The following is an 18,373-nucleotide window of genomic DNA, read 5'->3' as shown; positions in this document are numbered from 1 at the left end:
GCGGAAGGAGAAATGATTGATTAGTTGTCTTGTTTGTGATCGCAGAAGTACTGATCACCTCTCTGCGTAGCAGAGTGAGTAGTAACACCGCCGTCCATTTCCATGCTAGCCAGTGCCATCAGGCCACCTTTAATTACTTCAGGGGCTTCAACTTTTTTTGCACTCAGTTTGGATAATTTCTTTTTCATATTGTTTTTAATTTATCAGGTTAACTGCTTTTTTTGGGGGGTACTTAGTCCGCTTTGGTATCAGTAACATAATGTCTGCCATTCCAGGAAGCGCTGTTGCTGGTGGTTTTGTCGTCGCTTTCCAGGCATTGCAGCTGCATTAAGCCGCCTTTCAGTGTTTCAGGCGATGTTACCGCTTTTGGAACCAGTTTTTCTAACTTTTTCATGTATTGTAATATTGAATGAATGAATAAATGAAGGTTGATTAGTTGTCTTGTTTGTGATCGCAGAAGTATTGATCACCTCTTTGGGTAGCAGAGTGGGTAGTAACACCTCCATCCATTTCCATGCTAGCCAGCGCCATCAGGCCGCCTTTAACTGCTTCGGAGTTCTCTACTTTTTTTGCATTCAGTTTTGACAGTTTCTTGTCCATGGTTTTTAATTTAAAGGTTAAACGGTTTTTTTCCGGGTAATCAATTAACAATCTGTTTTGTGATCGCAGGAGAACTGGTCCCCTCTTTGGGTGCAAAAGGCGGTGGTGAAGTAACAGTCGCCGCCTGAAGTATCGGAGACCATTTGTAACAGGCCTCCTTTAATGGCTGCAGGTGCTTCCACCTTCTTTGCATTCAGTTTTGACAATTTCTTTTTCATCGTTTTTCTAATTTAACAGGTTAACACTTTTCCGGAGTACGATTAATTTCCGGGGTCCTGATTTACGTCAGTAACATAGTGTCTGCCATTCCAGGAGGCGGTGTTGTAGGTAGTTTTGTCACCACCGTCGGTGAAAGCTTCCAACTGCATTAATCTGCCACCTTTCAGAGTTTCAGGGGATGTTACCTCTTTGGCAACCAGTTTTTGTAACTTTTTCATGTGATGTAGTTTTTAATGATGACGTAAAAATAGCCGAAGGAATTACACCGTTGGGGCGAGATGAATATTTGAGTGAGGGCGATCGATATTTGCGGTGTCCGGGGGAATGTTTGCTGCGCACCTGTATTCTTTCACCATCTACCAACCCGGGTATGGTCACTTCCAGTTCAGTGGCCTCTATGGCCAGTAGTGCAGTCACCTCTTTACCCGCTATGCCCCAGACATTTGAAGAAGGATGTGCCCTCCGCCGGAAGTAAATGAGAACCCGGGTAAGCGGCGCAGATGCCAGCCTGCCGGCACCCTCCCGGATACAATTCCATATTAAAATGAGCTAATCTGAATGGAAATTTCTTTGAACAAAAAAACCGGTTTAGGTTTGGAATGGTTACCAATAAAACTATTACATCCTGCGCAGATGTGCTGCCGGTGCGGAGATTGATTTCGAAGTGGAAACGTTCGTGAATGGCAATACTACCAGCGCTGAACTGCCCATCGACGCCACTCCTACTGCTGTTATGGCCTTGACGGTGAATGTAACCGCGAACAGCACCAAACCGCTGTTCCTGGCACACTGGGTGTTGAGTTTTACCGGGACTATGTATGGCCTTAAAAATGGCACTTACGTAAGCAAAAAAGCTGGTCACAAACAGACCTGGCTGTTGAGAGTAATGTATCCAGAGAGATTATAGGCAAATATGAGTGCGGGGATGCTACGCCATCTATCGATTTCGCAAAACCGATTGCCGACGCGCTAGGCGTATCACTGGATTACCTGGTGGGCGAAGGTGGCCACCATACCCGCGCTAGGCGTGGCTTCCACAGGAACAAAAAAGGGACAGGATTCCAAAACTGGAATCCTGTCTGAAGAGATGAACCAAACAGGACGTTTTTCAAACCACTTTATGGTGGATTTGGGATGGATCGCTGAATTAAGTGCCTGATTTTGTTATTTTCGGGCGGAGCCGCTAGGTAGCCGCTTCTTCAAAAGGCGCTCGATTGATGAAAGCAAAATCTTCACTAAAGTCATTCTCCTCGCCGTTTGCTATCTTCGATAAAGTCCGTCAGGTCGAATGCCGGACGGATTTCCCAACTATTGCCGCCGCGCCCCAGCCGGAGAGACGGATGCTTAGACAGCAGGCGGATGGCATGATTAAGATCGGTAGCTTCAAGTATCATGATCCCGCCGATTTGCTCCTTGGATTCGGCGAAAGGGCCGTCGGTCACGGAAACCTTGCCGCTGCGCCATCTCAATGTGGCAGCATTTCGGGCTTCCTGCAGGCCCTCTCCGCCTGCATAGTGACCATTCTGCCGAAGCTCGGCATCGTAGCCAAAACACTCGTCCATAAAGGTTTGCCGTTCGCTTTCGGAAAGTGTTTCCCAAACTTCTTCATTCATGTATCCAAGACAAATGTATTTCATAATGATTTTTTATTGTGCTGAAGAATGACATGTGTGACCTTCTCCGATGCCTCGAATCGGACACATTCGTAACCCAATTTACGCAAGTTAACGTTATCGAATAGTCTTTCACCACTACCTAATATCGTAGGTGTGATGGCAATATGTAGCTCATCGATCAGTCCTTCGCGGAGGTACTGTTGTATAATATTCGCCCCGCCTCCAATTCGGATATCCTTTCCATTGGCAGCTTCCCGGGCCTTGGCAAGCGCATCATGAATGCCATCGGTAATAAAGTAAAAAGTCGTTCCCCCCTCCATCTCCAAAGGTGGTCTTGCGTAATGTGTTAGCACATAAACCGGAACGTGATAAGGAGGATTGTTTCCCCACCAACCCTTCCAATTCATATCTGGCCATGGGCCTCGAACCGGCCCGAACATGTTCCTGCCAATAATCCAGGCGCCGAGATTTTCTGATCCACGCTTCAGAAAATCGTTATCGATCCCTTCTGTGCCGCCTTCCTGTCCGACAATCTGACTCCACCAGCGGGTGGAAAATACCCATTCATGAACGACTTTACCATCTATGCCCATCGGATTATCAAGGCTTTGATCCGCGGCCGCCCCGTAGCCGTCAAGTGAGATCGAGAAACTAGCCACCCGGACCCTCGTCTTTTTTTCAGTCATGATCCATAATTGTTTTTTGTGAGGTAATGTTTGTTTTCATTAGGTAGTCGAATGGACAATGACGAAATCGACAAACAGTTTGATTTTTTTTTTGCACCTTCCGGAATTACGATCCCAATTCGCTAAGCTTTCGTTGGATAAACCGCCGTTCCGGGTCTTGTTGTGCCAGCGTGAGGGCACGTTCCCATGATGCCCTTGCCTGGTTTGTACGACCCAATTTCCGGCAAAGTTCCGCCCGCGCGGAGTGTGCCAAATGATAGTCGTTCAAGTCCCCACGATCCAGGATCGCATCTATCTGCTGCAAGCCAGCTTCGGGTCCCTTGTGCATGGCAATGGCGATGGCACGGTTTAATTCAATAATTGGAGAGGAATTTATGCGCAGCAACCGGCTATATAGCATGGTAATCTGGGCCCAGTCCGTAGCTTCGGGATGAGTGGCCTCGGCGTGTAGGGCCGCGATGGCTGCCTGTAGCGTGTAGGGTCCTGGCGGTTTGGATGAAAATGCCCGTTTTACCAGCGTCAATCCCTCCTCAATCATATCGCAATCCCAAAGCGATCGATCCTGATCTTCCAAAAGAATAATATTTCCTTTTGACGAAGTGCGCGCCGGTCGGCGGGATTCGTGCAGCAGCATGAGGCCAAGCAATCCTGTAACCTCAGCATCAGGTAGCAAAACGTGCAGCAGACGCCCAAGCCGGATAGCTTCGCTTGAAAGGTCAACACGGGTTACCGATTCGCCAGATGAAGCATAATAGCCCTCGTTGAATACCAGGTAGATCACCTGGAGTACAGCCCCGAGCCGGTCTGGCAATTCATGTTCCATCGGCACTTCAAACGGTATTTTTGCCTCACGAATTTTGGCCTTGGCGCGGACTATTCGTTGGGCCATAGTAGAGGGTGTAACAAGAAATGCGCTTGCGATCGCTTCGGTGGTCAGATCGCAAACCTCACGCATGGTCATGGCCGTACGTGCATCAAGCGACAACGCAGGGTGACAGCAGGTGAAGATCAGCCGGAGCATATCATCTTCTATCGCTTTGCCAATTAACCCGGAAGGATCGGGGGACGTAGCTTCCGTTTGCCAGATCTGCTGTTCCTCCAAGGAGTCGAATTTTGATTCGCGCCGGATGCGATCAATTGCTTTAAACCGGCCGGCGGAAACAAGCCACGCTAGCGGATTCGAAGGAATGCCTTTTTCACCCCATTGTTCAAGTGCGGCCTTAAAAGCATCGTGCATGGCGTCTTCGGCAAGATCAAAGTCTTTAAGCAAACGTATCAGGGTGGCAAACACCTGGCGCGACCTGGTACGATAAATCTCGCCTACAAGTTGAGGAATATGTTCCGAAGTATTGGGCATGGACAATTGTTCGACTCTTATAAAGGTAATTAATATACGCCTATTCAATCAATTGCATTCCAGGCATGTCAGCGCGACCACCTGGGCGCTCTCGTGATGCTATACTTTCGGAGCATACCGATCAACGAAAAAGCCACTAAATTATTAGAGGCTTTTGTAAATCTTATGGTTATATTCCATCAATGAGGTAGCAGTTGTAGAAATAAACAACCCCCGGGAGGGCAGTTCAACAAAACCCAGCGATCAAAAGTGTAGCGGGATGTGTTCAACAAATTGATGATGGTACTTACACCCAAACCGCCAAAACCGAAAATAGCGAAATACAAACGCAGGTCGCACGTGTCGGGGGCGAAGTTTACCTTCCATACCGGGGTTATTTACAATCGGATTTAATTGAAAAAAAAATCCGGATGACACAGGCATTCAGAGCAATTGCGTTTTTCTGGCCATTATTACCTTGCTTTTATCAGCGTCAGGTTTGTTTGCACAAATTTCTCTGAACATTGATAAGCGATCTACCTGGCTTTTACTAATAGTACAAGGCTCGCCAGGAATGCAATGGCATTTAATATACTGAACCAATCACCCCACTTATTATACAGTGTAGCATGATGCTGTATATCCATGTTGCCTGATAACAATGCGGGCGTGCCTTTGTCGCTATTGACCTCATACAAAACCCTACCGCAATAGTCATTGATAGTCAGCCTACCCTTCCTGGCATTTCTTACCATTCCAAAACCGCCTTCCACGCATCTCATCATCGCCATCCGGCTATGCAGCCAGCCATCTCGCTCAAAGTCCCAGGCTGGTACATATAAAACATTACAATCCGCGCTGCCATACCTGCTGATGTACTGCTGAAAATCCATGTCCTTACAAATGGCCACGCCTTCTGTAGTACCATTTCTGAGAAACAAACCGGGTTCTTTTCCTGGTTTCAGGCTATCCAGCAATTCTCCTGCAAACAAATGTACTTTCTGATAATCTGCCAGCAGTGCCCCATCCTTCCCGATCACCCAAGCCCTGTTTTCATAGTAGTCTCCTTTTTGCTGGGTCACGCATGCAACGATGCATACGTGATGCACCATTGCTGTGTCTTTAAACTGCTGAATAAAACCCGGACGGCGGTTATCTCTTACGGTAAACATTTTTTCAGGAAACACAATGATCTCTGCCCCCTGCTTTGCCAATTCCCCTACCTGGCGCAGGTAAAGGTTGGCCAGGTACAAATCCCTGTCTTCTCCTTTTGTATTCTCATTGTGATATGCCCGTTTATCAATGGCGACCATACCCACCTGTAATGATTTAGTAGCAGAAGACGTTTGATTCAAACGCACAACACCCCAAACCATTGCAGCCACAAGAACGCCAATGGTTACGAAGGAAAGTGTTCGGATTGATTGTTTTCGCTGATACCGATAGATGATGAGCGCTATAGCCACAGGGAAAAAAGTAACCAGGAAGGTAATCCCCTGTATGCCTGTCAAAGAAGCGATTTGCACAACCGGTAAAAAATCGCATTGCGTATAGGCAATGCTGCCTGCCGTTCCATCCGGGGCGGTGAGGAAGCCGAGATACTCCATCGTAGTAACCCAAACAGGGAATACAAATACAGTGGACCAATGGCTATAAGTGAGCATTAGCTTTCTCGCAGCTATCACTTGTAACGCAAAAATCAGGGGGAATAGCAGTGTAAACAAAAACACCAGTGGCGAAGGTAAAACACTTAGTAAATAAGGTACCCAGCTAAGCCTTCCTATTAAGTACCCCGCAAAAGCTATCAAAAATGTCCATTTACCTGTCAATCGTAAAGAAAAATACAGTATCGGGACTGGCGCCACCCATAATGGCCACCAAATGTGTGATGATAGGCTAAAGGACAAATACCAGCAAATACCCGCAAAAAGCAGCCCTGCGGCTAAAAGTTCTTTGGAAACCGGTTTTAAATCCGACATATTATAAGTTTAGTATAATTGTCAAAGCTATGCGGTTTTTCCGGCGCAGAATTGTATATTTTAGACAGACTGATATTTTATGAGAAAATCCGCTATTTTATTATCCTCCTTTTTAAATTGACTGGGGGTGGTACCCGTAAACAACCGGAAATCGCGAATAAAATGCGCCTGGTCAAAGTAATTGCATACATGACAGACATCAGTTAGGGTATTGGTGGTCCGCATATACCTGACCGCCTTATTAAAACGAAGTATTTTATGGTAATGCTTGGGGGTATAGCCGACATTTTTCAGAAAAATCCGCTCCAGCTTTTTATAGTACCAACCTGTTTGCTGGCAGATGGTGTCAATAGATATATCATCACGGCTGTTACGAAGCATATCAATGGTTTGGTTAACCACTAACAGGTCGACTGGTGTATTTTTTAATTCGGTCTTAAGTATAGCATCCAGTAATTGTATCTGCTTATCATCATCCGAATAATCTGACAACCGCATCTCCAGGCTTTTTACTGCTTTTCCTAACAGCTGTTCTGCCGGCAATAGCATATTTAATAAATCAGAAATAGGTAGGTTGGTAAATGATGCCAGGCCACCTGGCTTAAAACGTATGCCCAGCATCCTAATTTTACCGGTACTTTTCACATAAAAAATCTGGTTGCGCTGCCCCATAATCACTGGCTCACTCACACGGGTGCCGTGAGGATTATCAGCTGTAATCAACCAATCCGCCGGGTCGCCAAAATTAAAGATCAGTTCCACACGACCGCCAGGTATTAAGCGGTCAGGTACATCCATAAAGCTGTTTGGAGCACGTAATACCCAATAGCATTCTATAATGTCTGCCAGTTGAATGGACGGATAATATTGCCGGTAATAGAACATGTATTGATTAAAATCAGATTATCCTTCTTCCCTTTCCTCATTTTGACTCAGTCCGATCCCTGATCCAATATACAATATTCATAAAATTAACTGCGATAGAATATTTTGCCTGAACACCTATTGACGTCCGGCCAACATGTGTGCGAAGCTGGTGATGCGTGGTTGAGCGTTTTTGACATTCAACGTTTTTTTTCCAGGAGAATTTAAGAGCCAATATCAACTTAAATATAAGGGGACCAATATGCAGACCCGGTCAAGCATTATCTTTCCAAAACTCCGGCAAAACCACTTTGCCCCTCAACGCTGTTAACACGGAACTGGTATAATGCAGTGGTGTGGTTTCATCTGTATCTTGTTGTGTAAGCACAAAAGCATCATTATTGGGTAATATCGAACAAATTTTAGCGGTTTAAAATCATTTAATTTGACCGTTGATTTACGATTGGCTGGCAACCCGAGAGACTGGCTACAGGTTTAGTCATTACCGGAGGGCCGCCATCTTCTATAAAACCAGAACCACACGCACTTTAAACATCAAAATGATAAATAAAACATTTCAAATTTTTTACTCCATAAAATTCAAATGTGTATTGTATTTGAGTTTGGCAATTTTATGTTCAATCCCTTCCTATGCGCAGGAAAAAGAAAAGTCCTGGGAAGAATTGAAACAAAACTATGAGTTTCCTGCATGGTACACCGAAGCCCGTTTTGGGATTTGGCTGCATTGGGGAGGCCAGTCTCAACCCGATAATGGCGGCGGCTGGTATGCTCGTCATATGTATATGCAGGATGTGGGTGATGAAACCTTCGGAAAAGATGCTTATCCTAATCAATTAAGACAATATGGGCATCCATCCAAATTCGGGTACAAAGAAGTGCTGCAATCCTGGAAGGCTGAAAAGCTAGATCCTGATGCTTTGATGAAATATTTCAAAGAAATGGGGGCTAAATATTTTATGATTTTGGCCGTTCATCATGATCATTTTGACAATTTCAATTCGACCTATCAAAAATGGAATTCTGTAAATGTTGGTCCCAAACGGGACATTGTAGGAGACTTTAGAAAATCGGCACGAAAATACCAGATGCCCTTTGCCGTAAGTTCACACGATGACCGTTATTTGAATTGGTGGCTTCCAGCCTTTGGTTCGGATAAATCAGGACCATTGAAAGGGGTTCCCTATGATGGAAATCTGACTAAAGAAGATGGGAAAGGTTTATGGTGGGAGGGGCTTGATCCCGCTGATTTGTATGGACTTCCACCTGCCAAAAGAACACCTGAATGGATTGCAAACATGAAAAGAACATGGGTATTGCGCCATAAAGAATTAGTCACAAAATACGATGTGGATATGATTTGGTACGATGGTTATGGTTTTCCATATGGTGAACCGGGAAAAGAGGTTTGCCGTACTTTATTTGAAAACAGCTTAAAGAAGAACGGTAAAATTATGGCCGTTGCAGCAGGTAAAATTTCTGATGATGATGCCATTGTAAAGGATATTGAATGCGGCACCTCGAACGAAATCAATCCAAAACCCTGGCAAGGTATTATTACAACCAGTAGTGGATGGTTCTATAAAAAGGATCGGGAAATGGTCCATAATGCCCGAACAATTATCGAAATGATGGCAGATGTGAACAGTAAAAATGGAAATTTATTGCTCAACGTAGAGCTCTTGCCTAATGGAAGTCTTTCTCCCGATGAGAAAGCAATTCTTGACGAAGTTGGAGCCTGGGTGAATAAAAACAGTGCAGCAATTTATGCAAGTAAGCCATGGAAAGTGTATGGAGATAATCTAAATTCTGTTTTAAAACGTGCCACTAATATTGCCAATGCCGATTTGGAAGCATTAAAAAAACAAGCAGAATCCGAGCAGTTTAATCAGCGGACCATTAAAAGCCCACCATATGGAAATGACGAGGTTAGATTTACAACTAAAGGTGACATCTTGTATGCTTTTGTGTTGAACCCAACCGAAGGTGAGATCGCGCTTCCAACATTAGGTTTCAAATCAAAACAGTCTCCAAAGAAGATCAGGTCAATAAAAATGATGGATGGTAAAAAAGTAACATTCCGGCAAACAGACGAAAAATTGACGTTCCTGGTTCCTGCTCATCGTCCTTCAAAATATGCTGCTGTTTTTGAAATAAAAGGAGCATTGTAATAGTGGGATCTCTATTAGTGCCTATTTCCTATAACTATATAAATTAAATCACTCTCCAAATAGTTCTTGAACTTGGATGCGTATCTTAAAAACTATTTAACAGCAATAAAGAATTGGTTTAAGAGAGACTTGTCGAAATACAACTTTTTTCTCATGCCAATGTCTTTTTTTTCATGAACATGGTACTACAAAAAGCTTTTCAACAAGAAGCACTTCTGCGTGCGTTTAACTGCTTCCAACTCATGTAGTTTGTCCATAGCTTAACTTTTTTTGTATCGCTATTTTGCATTAGAAATGCGGTTCAATAAAGAGAGGCGAAATTTTCTCGAACAGCCATGAAAATACATTTATTTTCTAACCAAGCAATAAATATAATGCAATCCATAATAAGATTTCAAACCGAGAATACTTCCCCTCTCTCGGAAACCAAGGAAAATGTTAAGACATATGTGATAAACAGCCCCCACTTGCAACATCTGACGTTTTTCCTGCCTATTGGATGGGATTAAGTTTATAGATCAGTCTTCTAGAAACGACAATATATAGTGCCTTTTGCCATGTACAGGGTCTTGCCGGCCACACTGATCGCTTCGGTTTATTATTTGCAGAATGGCGGTTTTCGCCGATCGCCCTGTTCGGAAAATCCTCCCTTTATGGTAGCAAACATTAAAAAAACAGTCATTTTACATTGGCAAATCGCCACTTTATAGTAAAACTCCGAAAAAATAATCATTTCACCCCTCCACATTAACGTTGTATGAGCATATACAATAAATGTCTATATGACACATTACATACGCTATATCTTTACCAGATAATAGAAACCAGTTAATATCCGGGAACAATTTATCAATATCCACCCAAATTTTTTAATTATATAGAAATACTTTTGAGCTTGTAGCAATTAACCCTCAATGAAGAAATCTCTTATTCTGTTGTGTGCTGTTCTAATGTTTTGTTATCCTCGTGCTTTTGCGCAAAAAATGCCTGATTTCGGAGAAGGCATCGTAAAAATTGCACATTACTTTGTACCATCAAAGAATGTACTTGCGCCAGATACGGCTGGCAGACTGTTTACAAATTATACTTATTACGTAAAAGGCTCCAAAGTTCTAAAGCGAGAAGGCGGCCCATCGTCCTTTTTAGGTAGTGACAAGAGAATAACTAAGCAAGATGATCACTTATTTAAAAGTGCGCTTAGCGCCAGGCTGATAACACCGGAATACTTATTAGATTTCCAGCAAGACAAAGCCTACACCTTTTACACAAAGAAAGGCCAGCTGATGGTAGCTGTAAGCCAGATAAGAGGCCAGCGATCTGACCTATTTTTTAGGGCTCTTTTATCCAATGGCAGAAATAATAATTGCATCCTGGAAGCTACCGCCAATCAGGAAGATTCCTGCACTACCAGCTATGGTTATGGATTGGTGGGCAAAGATTCCGCATTCTTTCAGTTTAGCCCCAGACGTTACCCTGTTGAATCGCCACTCTCCTTCTTTTTTCCAGCAGGCACCAGTCCTTTTATTACTTTGTTATGGCTGCCCTCACCCGGGACAGGGAAAGACGGCAAAACATTCGTGGGCTATTCGGTGCTTGCTATTACAGAGGTTATCGATGCAAAGCTACCTGATTCCCTATTTACTATTCCGGCAGACGCCATTTTGAAAGAAAATGTTTCTATGCAAGAAATGTATGGTCCTAATATGCCCTAACTACCGAAAACATCTTCATTCTTCAACACTTTAAAACCCAAATTGATGAGAACATTCACTCAAACAACGTTAGTATACGTACTGTTATCCTTAATCTTTTCTTGTAAGAAAGATAATGCCCTTTCCCCGAAGCAACAGGATGAATCCTATTACAGGAGAAAATTAACAGAAATGATACATCTAAGCCCTGTTACCAGCGCTCAATCCACCGCCAGAACCGCCGAAAGAAAAGATCCGCTTAGATTTGACAATTACCAGCAGGCCTATGAATTCTTCCATAAATTGTTAAGCAGCAAAGACAGCATCAGCATCCAAATGCACGGTATTGATTCCGTACCGGCAGTGAAAACTTCAGATGCTGCGTTTTCAAGCACCGGCACCCAGTACCAGACTTTTACTGGAATAGCGAATAATACGGTAGTTTCCCAAAATTCCTGGGGATCTTCAAAAATCAACGCTATCTATAAAGCTACCACATCTGTTGCCTATACATATACCGAAAGTAATGGTATCAGGACTTATACAGGTAAGCAGCCCGTAAACAGTACGGTCACCGACATAGCCGTCGTTTATTCCGGCGTTGGCGCCATAGAATCGCAGAACTTTATTATTAACGCATTGGCTGGTGGCGGTACTATCGTCGGAAACATGCAGGGTGTTGTCCATATTGGAGACACAGAACTGTCTTTTTACATTACCTGGACAGCTACATATGGCTTCACTATTCCAGCACTGCCAACAGGGATGAGCGTATTGAACTCTACGCTGACATCCAGCGCACACTAACTCTTACTTTTACCGGATAGTGTTTTTGAACTGAAGGGGAGTAAACAACTATTGGGCTTCAGGCCCTAAACGGTTTAAAGCCTGAAGCCAAACAAACTTCATTCTCCTGCATGAGAGATTAACCTGCCATTGTATGAATTTTAACCTGAAGGCCGCTAATGGACAGGTTATTGGCACCAACGAAATGTACGAAAGCGCCGCCGGCCGTGACGGAGGCATTGCTTCTGTGAAGACCCATGCTCCATCGGCCACCATCGATGACAAAACTGTATACGACATCTTTATACATAGCCGACCCCTTCGTCCGGCTATGTATTCTACCTATCGACTACTTTAGAAACTCCTGGATACTTCTCTCCTCTAGTCCAGCGTAGCGGCAAAACTCCGTCACCGTAACAAAAGCACTCTTCCTTTTCCCATTTACTACTCGGATCTGCTGCAAGATCTTCCTAGCTGTGCGGACCCTCCTACCGGTAATGTTCATCACATCTTTTGCATAAATCACTATTCGGTTTGGTACTATTTTCTGCGAAAATGGCATAATCGGAATGGAAATTTTCCTAGGTTAAAATACCTGCTTAGGTTTGGAGCAAGACAAAGTGGGATTATTCCCCTGAAAGGAACCATCGGCAACATCACGTTTTACAAGACGAAATCCGGACACCTGGCACGTGAAAAAACCAGCGTGAACGCCAACAGGATTGCCACCGATCAGGCGTTTATCCGCACCCGTGAAAACGGAGCAGAATTTGGCCGGGCTGGTAAAGCGAGTAAAGTGTTACGGACCGCCTTCCGGGCCATGCTACTGAACATCGGAGACAGCTATATGGCGTCGCGCCTGACCCGTGAAATGGTGAAGGTGATCCAGGCAGATGCCACCAACGCCAGAGGCCTTCGCAATGTGATTGACGGAGAGGCTGAGTTACTCAAAGGTTTTGAGTTTAACAATAACAGCCGGCTGACCGGGGCTTTGTACGCTCCATTCACCACCGCCATTGATCGCGTTGCAGGCACCCTGAAGGTGGACATTCCGCCGTTCGTTCCCGTGAACATGGTGGCCGCTCCTATGGGTGCTACCCATTTCAAGGTGCAGGCTGCCGGTGCGGAGATTGATTTCGAAGCGGAAACGTTCGTGAATGGCAATACTGCCAGCGCTGAACTGCCCATCGACGCTACTCCTACTGCTGTTATGGCCTTGACGGTGAATGTGACCGCGAACAGCACCAAACCGCTGTTCCTGGCACTGGGTGTTGAGTTTTACCAGCACGTTAACGGGACGATGTATGGCCTTAAAAATGGCACTTACAATGCCCTTGCACTGGTGGACATTTCCGGTATGTAATCACCGGCCTCTATGGACCGGCATTTCTTAACGCTAAATTGTGTATATGAAACTTGCACAACGACTCACTGCATCCACCCCACCTTTTTTCAGTAAGGTGCGCAATATAGGTTTGATCCTGACGGCGATCAGTGGTGCGCTGATGGGTATCCCTGCGATCCCCGCTATCATCATAAAAATTGCCGGCTATATTGCTGTTGCCGGTACGGTGATGAGTGGTGTTAGCCAGGCGGCGGTGACGGAAGAAGGCGGTTAGGCCGCTGTTGAATCAGATTCCCATTAAATCGTGGGGAATTGCTTGAAGTGGAGGCGCCCGTTTGTAACGGGCGCCTTTTGTGTTTTATAATGGATTGAATTTTCGGTTTTGCCCTAAAAGCATCAACTAATAATGGATACTCACTTCTCCTCAGCTCTTTAGAGTCAGGCTACAATCCAAGATCCTTCTGTGGATTACCTCCACTCATTAGAAATTTATTTTTAAGTTTAGGAGAATTACACTCAAAATAAAATGTTGAATCCTTATTTGAAATTGTAAAAAATGAACCAGCATTTATTCTATATCTATATTGATTTCTATCAATCTCTACTAGCCCCTTCACTTCGCAGGGCAAAACATAATAGAGATAATGAAAATCATGCATGCTTATTGGTTTCCCATGCCTTAAAATAGCAACAATAGATTCATTCGAAAGTCTCCACCCTTTACATTTAGAAGACATTACATCGTCAGGTTTTAATTCATGTGATTCCCAATCGGCAGATACTACCTTAACAATAGAATTAGATTTAATCTCAATTTTATCAGGGATTGGCCTGACAGCGCTGTTAGCAGCTACTTTAGGCACAGAATCATTTAGAGTTGTTTTCAGATGTTCTTCTTTAGAGAAACCAGGCTTAACCTTGCAAGAAACATATGTACACAAGAAGAAACCTAATATGGCAAAAATAAAAGCTCTCATAAATTGACTATTACGGTTATGAATGGTATTAGCCAGGCAGCAGTGTCAGAAGAAGGCAGTTAGGCCGCCTCCTCCAATAAGGTGTTTTATTTAATGTGGAGAGGCTGTATCATAAACAAATGATGCAGCCACATGGTATTCTTACTGTGTAATAGGTTGCAGATACCTATAGTCATTCTGTTTAATGATATTGCCCTCCTGATCACGTATTGTTTGCAAACGCATCAGATTGTCGTATTGATAATAAACTGTCTTATTGCCAGCATCCGTTTCACTAGTAATGCCTACTGCTGGAAGATAGGTGTATGTTTTCATTTGAGCTCCTACGGGATATAGCCTCAGTTCATCGATCGTGCCTACTCCAGTTAGACTAATGGACGAAACTCCAGTTAATTTATGTTCATATAGTGTCCATCCATTCCTGGTGGCTATAGTGGTACCCGTTGTACTATTTATATTAAATGAGCCGGATTTCGACCAATAAGTTACCATATAGTCGCCGGTAGCCAATGCTGATTTAGTTATCGTATACCCGCTGGCGAGGTTCATGCTCCGCTCACCAGTTGCAGCGGTAACGGTATTTATGGTACCACCAGTTAAAGTCCAGTTGCCCATGGCCGCTGTTTCAAAGCTTGTATAGGCAATATTAGATTGATCCGCATTTGTTGCTTCGGCTATCGGATACACACCTGAATAATCCCATACATAAGAATGCATGACATCGTTAATCTTATGCTGCTGAAGTAAATTTCCGATTCCATCATAAGCATCGAAACCGACAGCCAGCTTATACCTGCTATCTATAACGGCAGCACCTGATCCGATCGCTGCAAGGCTATAATCTGTAATTGGTGTAGAAATTTCCAGTGAATAGATTCCATCGGGCAATGGTGGACTGGTTTTATACTTTGTGAATATACCATTGATGGTTCCGATACTTGTTCCATCCGGATTTACAAGCTGCGTATACGTTTCTACAGGACTTAATATATTGAGGTCTTGCTGCTTCTTTACGCCCAAGGCAATAGGGTCAGTGCTATTGGAAGCAATATTAAAATCATAGACATACCTGGAATTTGTTGTAATCCGCCTTCTTTTAGCATCGGTCTTACTCGTTGTAGCTGGAAGCTGGTAACCATCCTTATATGTATATACAGTGGTATCTGTCAGGACTATCCCATTATCATCTATCGTTGTAACTATGGCAGAATCCAATGTCTGGTACGGTGAATACAAATTATACGGTGTATATTTAAAGATATCATAGGAACCTGTGACTCCTCCCGAGGGACAGCCTGCCATATAGGGGGCTGTTGAATGTAAATAATATGCCGGCACATAAGCTTCCGTGGTATCTGTTATCTTTGTTAAAGAATATCTATTCTCTTCTCTCTTTACAAGTGCATATCCACCAGCTCCATTATTCTTGTAATGCTCAGTCATCAATAATTTCCCCCTGGACCATTCATTGCTGAATGATGGAGCAAAAGGATAAAGACCGCTCTGATCAAAAGTGGTTCCGCCACCCGTAATAGCGTTTATTATTTCAGGTGACTGAAACTTCTCATCGCCATCTGTTGTATAATTGTATACAATATATCCATTGTCATTACCGTTACTGTCCTGGTTTTTCTCCACGACCCTGGAATACCCTACCTGTGCGCCATGCGTCATTCTTAATGGATAATTTGTATTGGAATTCAAAGCAAGTACGGGGTGCATGGGCTCTACATAGTAAAAAGTTCCATCAAACGTTGTTTTATCTCTCGCCGTGACATAAGTGTTGCTAAAAGGTGCGTATAGGAGATCACAAATTGTTCCGCTGGAAGCAGTAACCCCATTGGCAGTTTTAACATACTCAAATTTTTTAATAGTACTAACGTTCCCTATTGGATCTGTGTTTATCACCTGTTTGACCCTTAACCCGCCTACTGGCTTTTCGTTTTGGGCACTCACAGTTTCCATTTGCTGTTCGTTTCGGCCTGGCATCGTCAGCGTGTAGGTACATGGCGGCCCGGTAGTTGAAAATGATGTTATTGCATAGGCACCGTTGGAAAGGTAAAATTTGGTGCCCGTAACCACATGGCCACCCGACTGGCTGATAATCGACTGACTGGTTACATAAGTGGTACCTGACCTCGTAATATTAAAACCATATGGCAGATTGGTACTTGGGCTCATGGCATCTGTAAAATTACAGCCGCTTATCTGAAATGCTACGCTGTCCCCGCCCTTGCAACTATTAACAGTAAATGTACCAACTTGTTGTCCGCCAACATTGGCCGTTAGGGAATAGGTTTTCGTTGCGATCGCTATAACAGTACCACAACCGGTATACCCCTCCTGCCTCACAGAATTTAACTCATAAGTAAAACTGGAACTTCCTCCAGTTGGGTAAGTGATTTGTTTGAGCATTCCTTGCACAGCATATTGAAAATTCGGATCACGGTTTGTGATATTAGGTACATTGATGCCCTGAATATAAGAGGTTGTTTGTTGAAGCGATTGTAACAACGAATGCTGTTGATTACCGTTGAAATATCCCCAAAAATCCTGTTGACTGGAAAATCTTGAAGGCAGATACCCCGACCCAATGGCATTTTCATATGTCATAGTATAACTTGCCGCTACCTGGCTTGATGCAGGATCGGCTTCATCAACTCCTACTAACATGAGTCGCCGCGTCAACTCCGGCCTGTTTACATCTACAGCCGCCAAAAGAGGAGCGCCCTCCGCGCTACAATCCACGGAGCTAAGTTCTTGTAAAGCACCATTCACCAGGTATTTGTATCGCAGTTGCACTTTTTTCACCATTTTCCCTGCGCTGTTTATTACCTGAATCTCCGACAGATAACGATCTCCGTAAACGTCGCACCTGTTGCCTCCCGTCACGAATTTTACAGTCCCATTCCTGCTATTGATTTGTTTGATCCTCCAACCGGTAACATGCTGTAGTTCATAATTCGTTATACTGGGGAGGTCATTGGTTAATACCCCGGGAGCTTGATAATACTGACTCTCACCAATGAAATTTACCACCTGGCTAACATAGTTTTCATAATCTATTGTTACTGTATCTCCATCGGGAGAAATCAAATGAGTTAAGTGCCAACTATAGGAACTGACGCTGTACATATTCGGTGGGCCGGGAACAACATTTCCTCCGTCGTTCATTCCATTACTGTTATTAATGACCTGGCTTGTTGAAACCACAGATTCTGATTTAGAATAGATATATACCATTCCATTGGTATTGGTAATGCGCCATGCAGCGCCTCCCCCCTGAAAAGTAGGTAAAATCTCTATTTTGGCATTGGAATAAGGAATTTGACGAAACTGGTAATTATCATTGATATAAAAAGAACCACTCAGACCCGGAGCAATAAATTGAAACATGTCAGGCTGACTGTCATAATTCCCAGCTATGATGGAAGCAAGCAAACATCTGTCAATCAGTGTTTTCTTATTATAACGTGTCCCACTGGTAGCGGTAGGTACATCTGGCTTTCCACTTATACCCTGGGAAACCACTCCTCCAGCATCCAGTGCCCAGCTGAGCCCAACCCATGAAGCATTTTCAGTGACCTTTACACCACCTGAATGATACTTTAAAGTGATTGGGATTTCAATATTACCCTGCTTAACAGTATATATTGGGATATCCACTCCCGCAGTTCCTGTGTATAGGGAAATAGGTTGATCTTTAAACTTAAATAGGCTGGCGACGTTGGGAGAAGGGCCGATTACAGCTTGTAAATCCTTATCCTGAGCGGATAACTTCGCAGTTAAGAACAGCAAAATAATCAATATCGAACTTAATTTTAACCCTCTTGGGGTTTTCTGGGGCATAATGCTGAATAAGGTCACTGAATTGCTCTGTGAGCATAAATAGCGGTTAATAAACATATTCATAGATAGAAATAAACAGGATTAAAAAACTTTCTGTTAAGGCACCAATTCGTCTTGTAAGGTATTCCCTGGTTTTCAGATGGCAATGCTCTTTGAAGGTGCTATTTAATGATTAACTGCGAAAACCTAATGTTAGGCACTGCTATTGGAGCACATACCCTTCCAATACCTCAAGG

The 18,373-nt window shown here is 43.7% G+C and carries 20 protein-coding genes; 8 read left to right on the top strand and 12 right to left on the bottom strand.

Features of this window, described 5'->3' with window-relative positions; genetic code table 11:
• Positions 1-20: 20 nt before the first annotated feature.
• From HGH90_RS10360 to HGH90_RS10340, 5 genes are read right to left on the bottom strand one after another with little or no spacing between them, the layout of a single operon-like run.
• The gene (locus HGH90_RS10360) at positions 21-188 is read right to left on the bottom strand and encodes a hypothetical protein (RefSeq protein WP_168737798.1); all 168 of its coding nucleotides are present in this window, start codon (positions 186-188) and stop codon (positions 21-23) included.
• Between the two features lie 44 nt (positions 189-232).
• On the bottom strand, positions 233-394 hold the full coding sequence (locus tag HGH90_RS10355) for a hypothetical protein (RefSeq protein ID WP_168767485.1): 162 nt from the start codon (positions 392-394) through the stop codon (positions 233-235).
• A gap of 38 nt (positions 395-432) precedes the next feature.
• Positions 433-600, bottom strand: a complete 168-nt coding sequence (locus HGH90_RS10350) for a hypothetical protein (protein ID WP_159455959.1) — start codon at positions 598-600, stop codon at positions 433-435.
• 44 nt (positions 601-644) lie between these two features.
• On the bottom strand, positions 645-818 hold the full coding sequence (locus HGH90_RS10345) for a hypothetical protein (protein WP_168737800.1): 174 nt from the start codon (positions 816-818) through the stop codon (positions 645-647).
• A 42-nt stretch (positions 819-860) separates the two neighbouring features.
• Positions 861-1,037, bottom strand: coding sequence for a hypothetical protein (locus tag HGH90_RS10340; RefSeq protein WP_168737801.1), 177 nt, complete (start codon positions 1,035-1,037; stop codon positions 861-863).
• Between the two features lie 446 nt (positions 1,038-1,483).
• Here HGH90_RS10340 and HGH90_RS10335 point away from each other — a divergent pair, with 446 nt between their 5' ends.
• Complete coding sequence (locus HGH90_RS10335; protein WP_169191018.1) at positions 1,484-1,726, top strand: hypothetical protein; 243 nt, start codon at positions 1,484-1,486, stop codon at positions 1,724-1,726.
• Entirely contained in the window at positions 1,690-1,902 is a 213-nt protein-coding gene (locus HGH90_RS10330; RefSeq protein ID WP_168767513.1) for a helix-turn-helix domain-containing protein, read from the top strand. The genes HGH90_RS10335 and HGH90_RS10330 overlap by 37 nt, the downstream gene beginning before the upstream one ends.
• A gap of 158 nt (positions 1,903-2,060) precedes the next feature.
• Here HGH90_RS10330 and HGH90_RS10325 read toward each other — a convergent pair whose 3' ends face one another.
• The 5 genes from HGH90_RS10325 to HGH90_RS10305 all read right to left on the bottom strand — a co-directional run bounded on the left by HGH90_RS10325 (position 2,061) and on the right by HGH90_RS10305 (position 7,321).
• Positions 2,061-2,456: a YciI family protein gene (locus HGH90_RS10325; RefSeq protein ID WP_168767488.1), complete on the bottom strand. Its 396-nt coding sequence runs from the start codon at positions 2,454-2,456 to the stop codon at positions 2,061-2,063.
• Positions 2,453-3,121: a dihydrofolate reductase family protein gene (locus HGH90_RS10320; RefSeq protein ID WP_168767489.1), complete on the bottom strand. Its 669-nt coding sequence runs from the start codon at positions 3,119-3,121 to the stop codon at positions 2,453-2,455. Before HGH90_RS10320 ends, HGH90_RS10325 begins: the two co-directional genes overlap by 4 nt.
• A 106-nt stretch (positions 3,122-3,227) precedes the next feature.
• Positions 3,228-4,478: an RNA polymerase sigma factor gene (locus HGH90_RS10315; protein WP_168767490.1), complete on the bottom strand. Its 1,251-nt coding sequence runs from the start codon at positions 4,476-4,478 to the stop codon at positions 3,228-3,230.
• 515 nt (positions 4,479-4,993) lie between these two features.
• Complete coding sequence (locus HGH90_RS10310) at positions 4,994-6,436, bottom strand: nitrilase-related carbon-nitrogen hydrolase (protein ID WP_248276993.1); 1,443 nt, start codon at positions 6,434-6,436, stop codon at positions 4,994-4,996.
• Between the two features lie 60 nt (positions 6,437-6,496).
• A complete protein-coding gene (locus tag HGH90_RS10305; RefSeq protein ID WP_169191016.1) occupies positions 6,497-7,321 on the bottom strand; it encodes a helix-turn-helix domain-containing protein in 825 nt (274 codons plus the stop codon).
• A 539-nt stretch (positions 7,322-7,860) separates the two neighbouring features.
• On the opposite strand from HGH90_RS10305, the gene HGH90_RS10300 reads away from it, so the two are divergent.
• The 6 genes from HGH90_RS10300 (at position 7,861) to HGH90_RS10275 (ending at position 13,585) form a co-directional block, all read left to right on the top strand.
• Complete coding sequence (locus HGH90_RS10300; protein WP_168767493.1) at positions 7,861-9,489, top strand: alpha-L-fucosidase; 1,629 nt, start codon at positions 7,861-7,863, stop codon at positions 9,487-9,489.
• Positions 9,490-10,403: 914 nt separating this feature from the next.
• Positions 10,404-11,201, top strand: a complete 798-nt coding sequence (locus tag HGH90_RS10295) for a hypothetical protein (protein ID WP_168767494.1) — start codon at positions 10,404-10,406, stop codon at positions 11,199-11,201.
• A 45-nt stretch (positions 11,202-11,246) separates the two neighbouring features.
• The gene (locus HGH90_RS10290) at positions 11,247-11,987 is read left to right on the top strand and encodes a hypothetical protein (protein WP_168767495.1); all 741 of its coding nucleotides are present in this window, start codon (positions 11,247-11,249) and stop codon (positions 11,985-11,987) included.
• Between the two features lie 133 nt (positions 11,988-12,120).
• Entirely contained in the window at positions 12,121-12,324 is a 204-nt protein-coding gene (locus HGH90_RS10285) for a YegP family protein (RefSeq protein ID WP_169191015.1), read from the top strand.
• A gap of 348 nt (positions 12,325-12,672) precedes the next feature.
• Positions 12,673-13,329, top strand: a complete 657-nt coding sequence (locus HGH90_RS10280) for a hypothetical protein (protein WP_211172610.1) — start codon at positions 12,673-12,675, stop codon at positions 13,327-13,329.
• Between the two features lie 46 nt (positions 13,330-13,375).
• A complete protein-coding gene (locus HGH90_RS10275; protein WP_168767497.1) occupies positions 13,376-13,585 on the top strand; it encodes a hypothetical protein in 210 nt (69 codons plus the stop codon).
• Positions 13,586-13,754: 169 nt separating this feature from the next.
• Here the strand turns inward: HGH90_RS10275 and HGH90_RS10270 are convergent, their stop codons facing one another.
• Both HGH90_RS10270 and HGH90_RS10265 read right to left on the bottom strand, forming a co-directional pair.
• Positions 13,755-14,288: a hypothetical protein gene (locus HGH90_RS10270; protein WP_168767498.1), complete on the bottom strand. Its 534-nt coding sequence runs from the start codon at positions 14,286-14,288 to the stop codon at positions 13,755-13,757.
• Between the two features lie 141 nt (positions 14,289-14,429).
• Entirely contained in the window at positions 14,430-18,137 is a 3,708-nt protein-coding gene (locus HGH90_RS10265) for a hypothetical protein (RefSeq protein ID WP_168767499.1), read from the bottom strand.
• Positions 18,138-18,373: the final 236 nt, after the last annotated feature.

This window comes from Chitinophaga sp. Ak27, assembly GCF_012726295.1.
Lineage (GTDB): Bacteria > Bacteroidota > Bacteroidia > Chitinophagales > Chitinophagaceae > Chitinophaga.
This window is presented reverse-complemented; position numbering and strand designations above follow the sequence as displayed.

What these genes read in the sequence shown, in the direction of transcription:
- HGH90_RS10270 (WP_168767498.1), bottom strand. Translation starts at nt 14,288, where the DNA reads ATGAGAGCTTTTATTTTTGCCATATTAGGTTTCTTCTTGTGTACATAT.
- HGH90_RS10325 (WP_168767488.1), bottom strand. Translation starts at nt 2,456, where the DNA reads ATGAAATACATTTGTCTTGGATACATGAATGAAGAAGTTTGGGAAACA.
- HGH90_RS10295 (WP_168767494.1), top strand. Translation starts at nt 10,404, where the DNA reads ATGAAGAAATCTCTTATTCTGTTGTGTGCTGTTCTAATGTTTTGTTAT.
- HGH90_RS10265 (WP_168767499.1), bottom strand. Translation starts at nt 18,137, where the DNA reads ATGCCCCAGAAAACCCCAAGAGGGTTAAAATTAAGTTCGATATTGATT.
- HGH90_RS10275 (WP_168767497.1), top strand. Translation starts at nt 13,376, where the DNA reads ATGAAACTTGCACAACGACTCACTGCATCCACCCCACCTTTTTTCAGT.
- HGH90_RS10300 (WP_168767493.1), top strand. Translation starts at nt 7,861, where the DNA reads ATGATAAATAAAACATTTCAAATTTTTTACTCCATAAAATTCAAATGT.
- HGH90_RS10350 (WP_159455959.1), bottom strand. Translation starts at nt 600, where the DNA reads ATGGACAAGAAACTGTCAAAACTGAATGCAAAAAAAGTAGAGAACTCC.
- HGH90_RS10310 (WP_248276993.1), bottom strand. Translation starts at nt 6,436, where the DNA reads ATGTCGGATTTAAAACCGGTTTCCAAAGAACTTTTAGCCGCAGGGCTG.
- HGH90_RS10355 (WP_168767485.1), bottom strand. Translation starts at nt 394, where the DNA reads ATGAAAAAGTTAGAAAAACTGGTTCCAAAAGCGGTAACATCGCCTGAA.
- HGH90_RS10345 (WP_168737800.1), bottom strand. Translation starts at nt 818, where the DNA reads ATGAAAAAGAAATTGTCAAAACTGAATGCAAAGAAGGTGGAAGCACCT.
- HGH90_RS10315 (WP_168767490.1), bottom strand. Translation starts at nt 4,478, where the DNA reads ATGCCCAATACTTCGGAACATATTCCTCAACTTGTAGGCGAGATTTAT.
- HGH90_RS10340 (WP_168737801.1), bottom strand. Translation starts at nt 1,037, where the DNA reads ATGAAAAAGTTACAAAAACTGGTTGCCAAAGAGGTAACATCCCCTGAA.
- HGH90_RS10285 (WP_169191015.1), top strand. Translation starts at nt 12,121, where the DNA reads ATGAATTTTAACCTGAAGGCCGCTAATGGACAGGTTATTGGCACCAAC.
- HGH90_RS10320 (WP_168767489.1), bottom strand. Translation starts at nt 3,121, where the DNA reads ATGACTGAAAAAAAGACGAGGGTCCGGGTGGCTAGTTTCTCGATCTCA.
- HGH90_RS10290 (WP_168767495.1), top strand. Translation starts at nt 11,247, where the DNA reads ATGAGAACATTCACTCAAACAACGTTAGTATACGTACTGTTATCCTTA.
- HGH90_RS10305 (WP_169191016.1), bottom strand. Translation starts at nt 7,321, where the DNA reads ATGTTCTATTACCGGCAATATTATCCGTCCATTCAACTGGCAGACATT.
- HGH90_RS10360 (WP_168737798.1), bottom strand. Translation starts at nt 188, where the DNA reads ATGAAAAAGAAATTATCCAAACTGAGTGCAAAAAAAGTTGAAGCCCCT.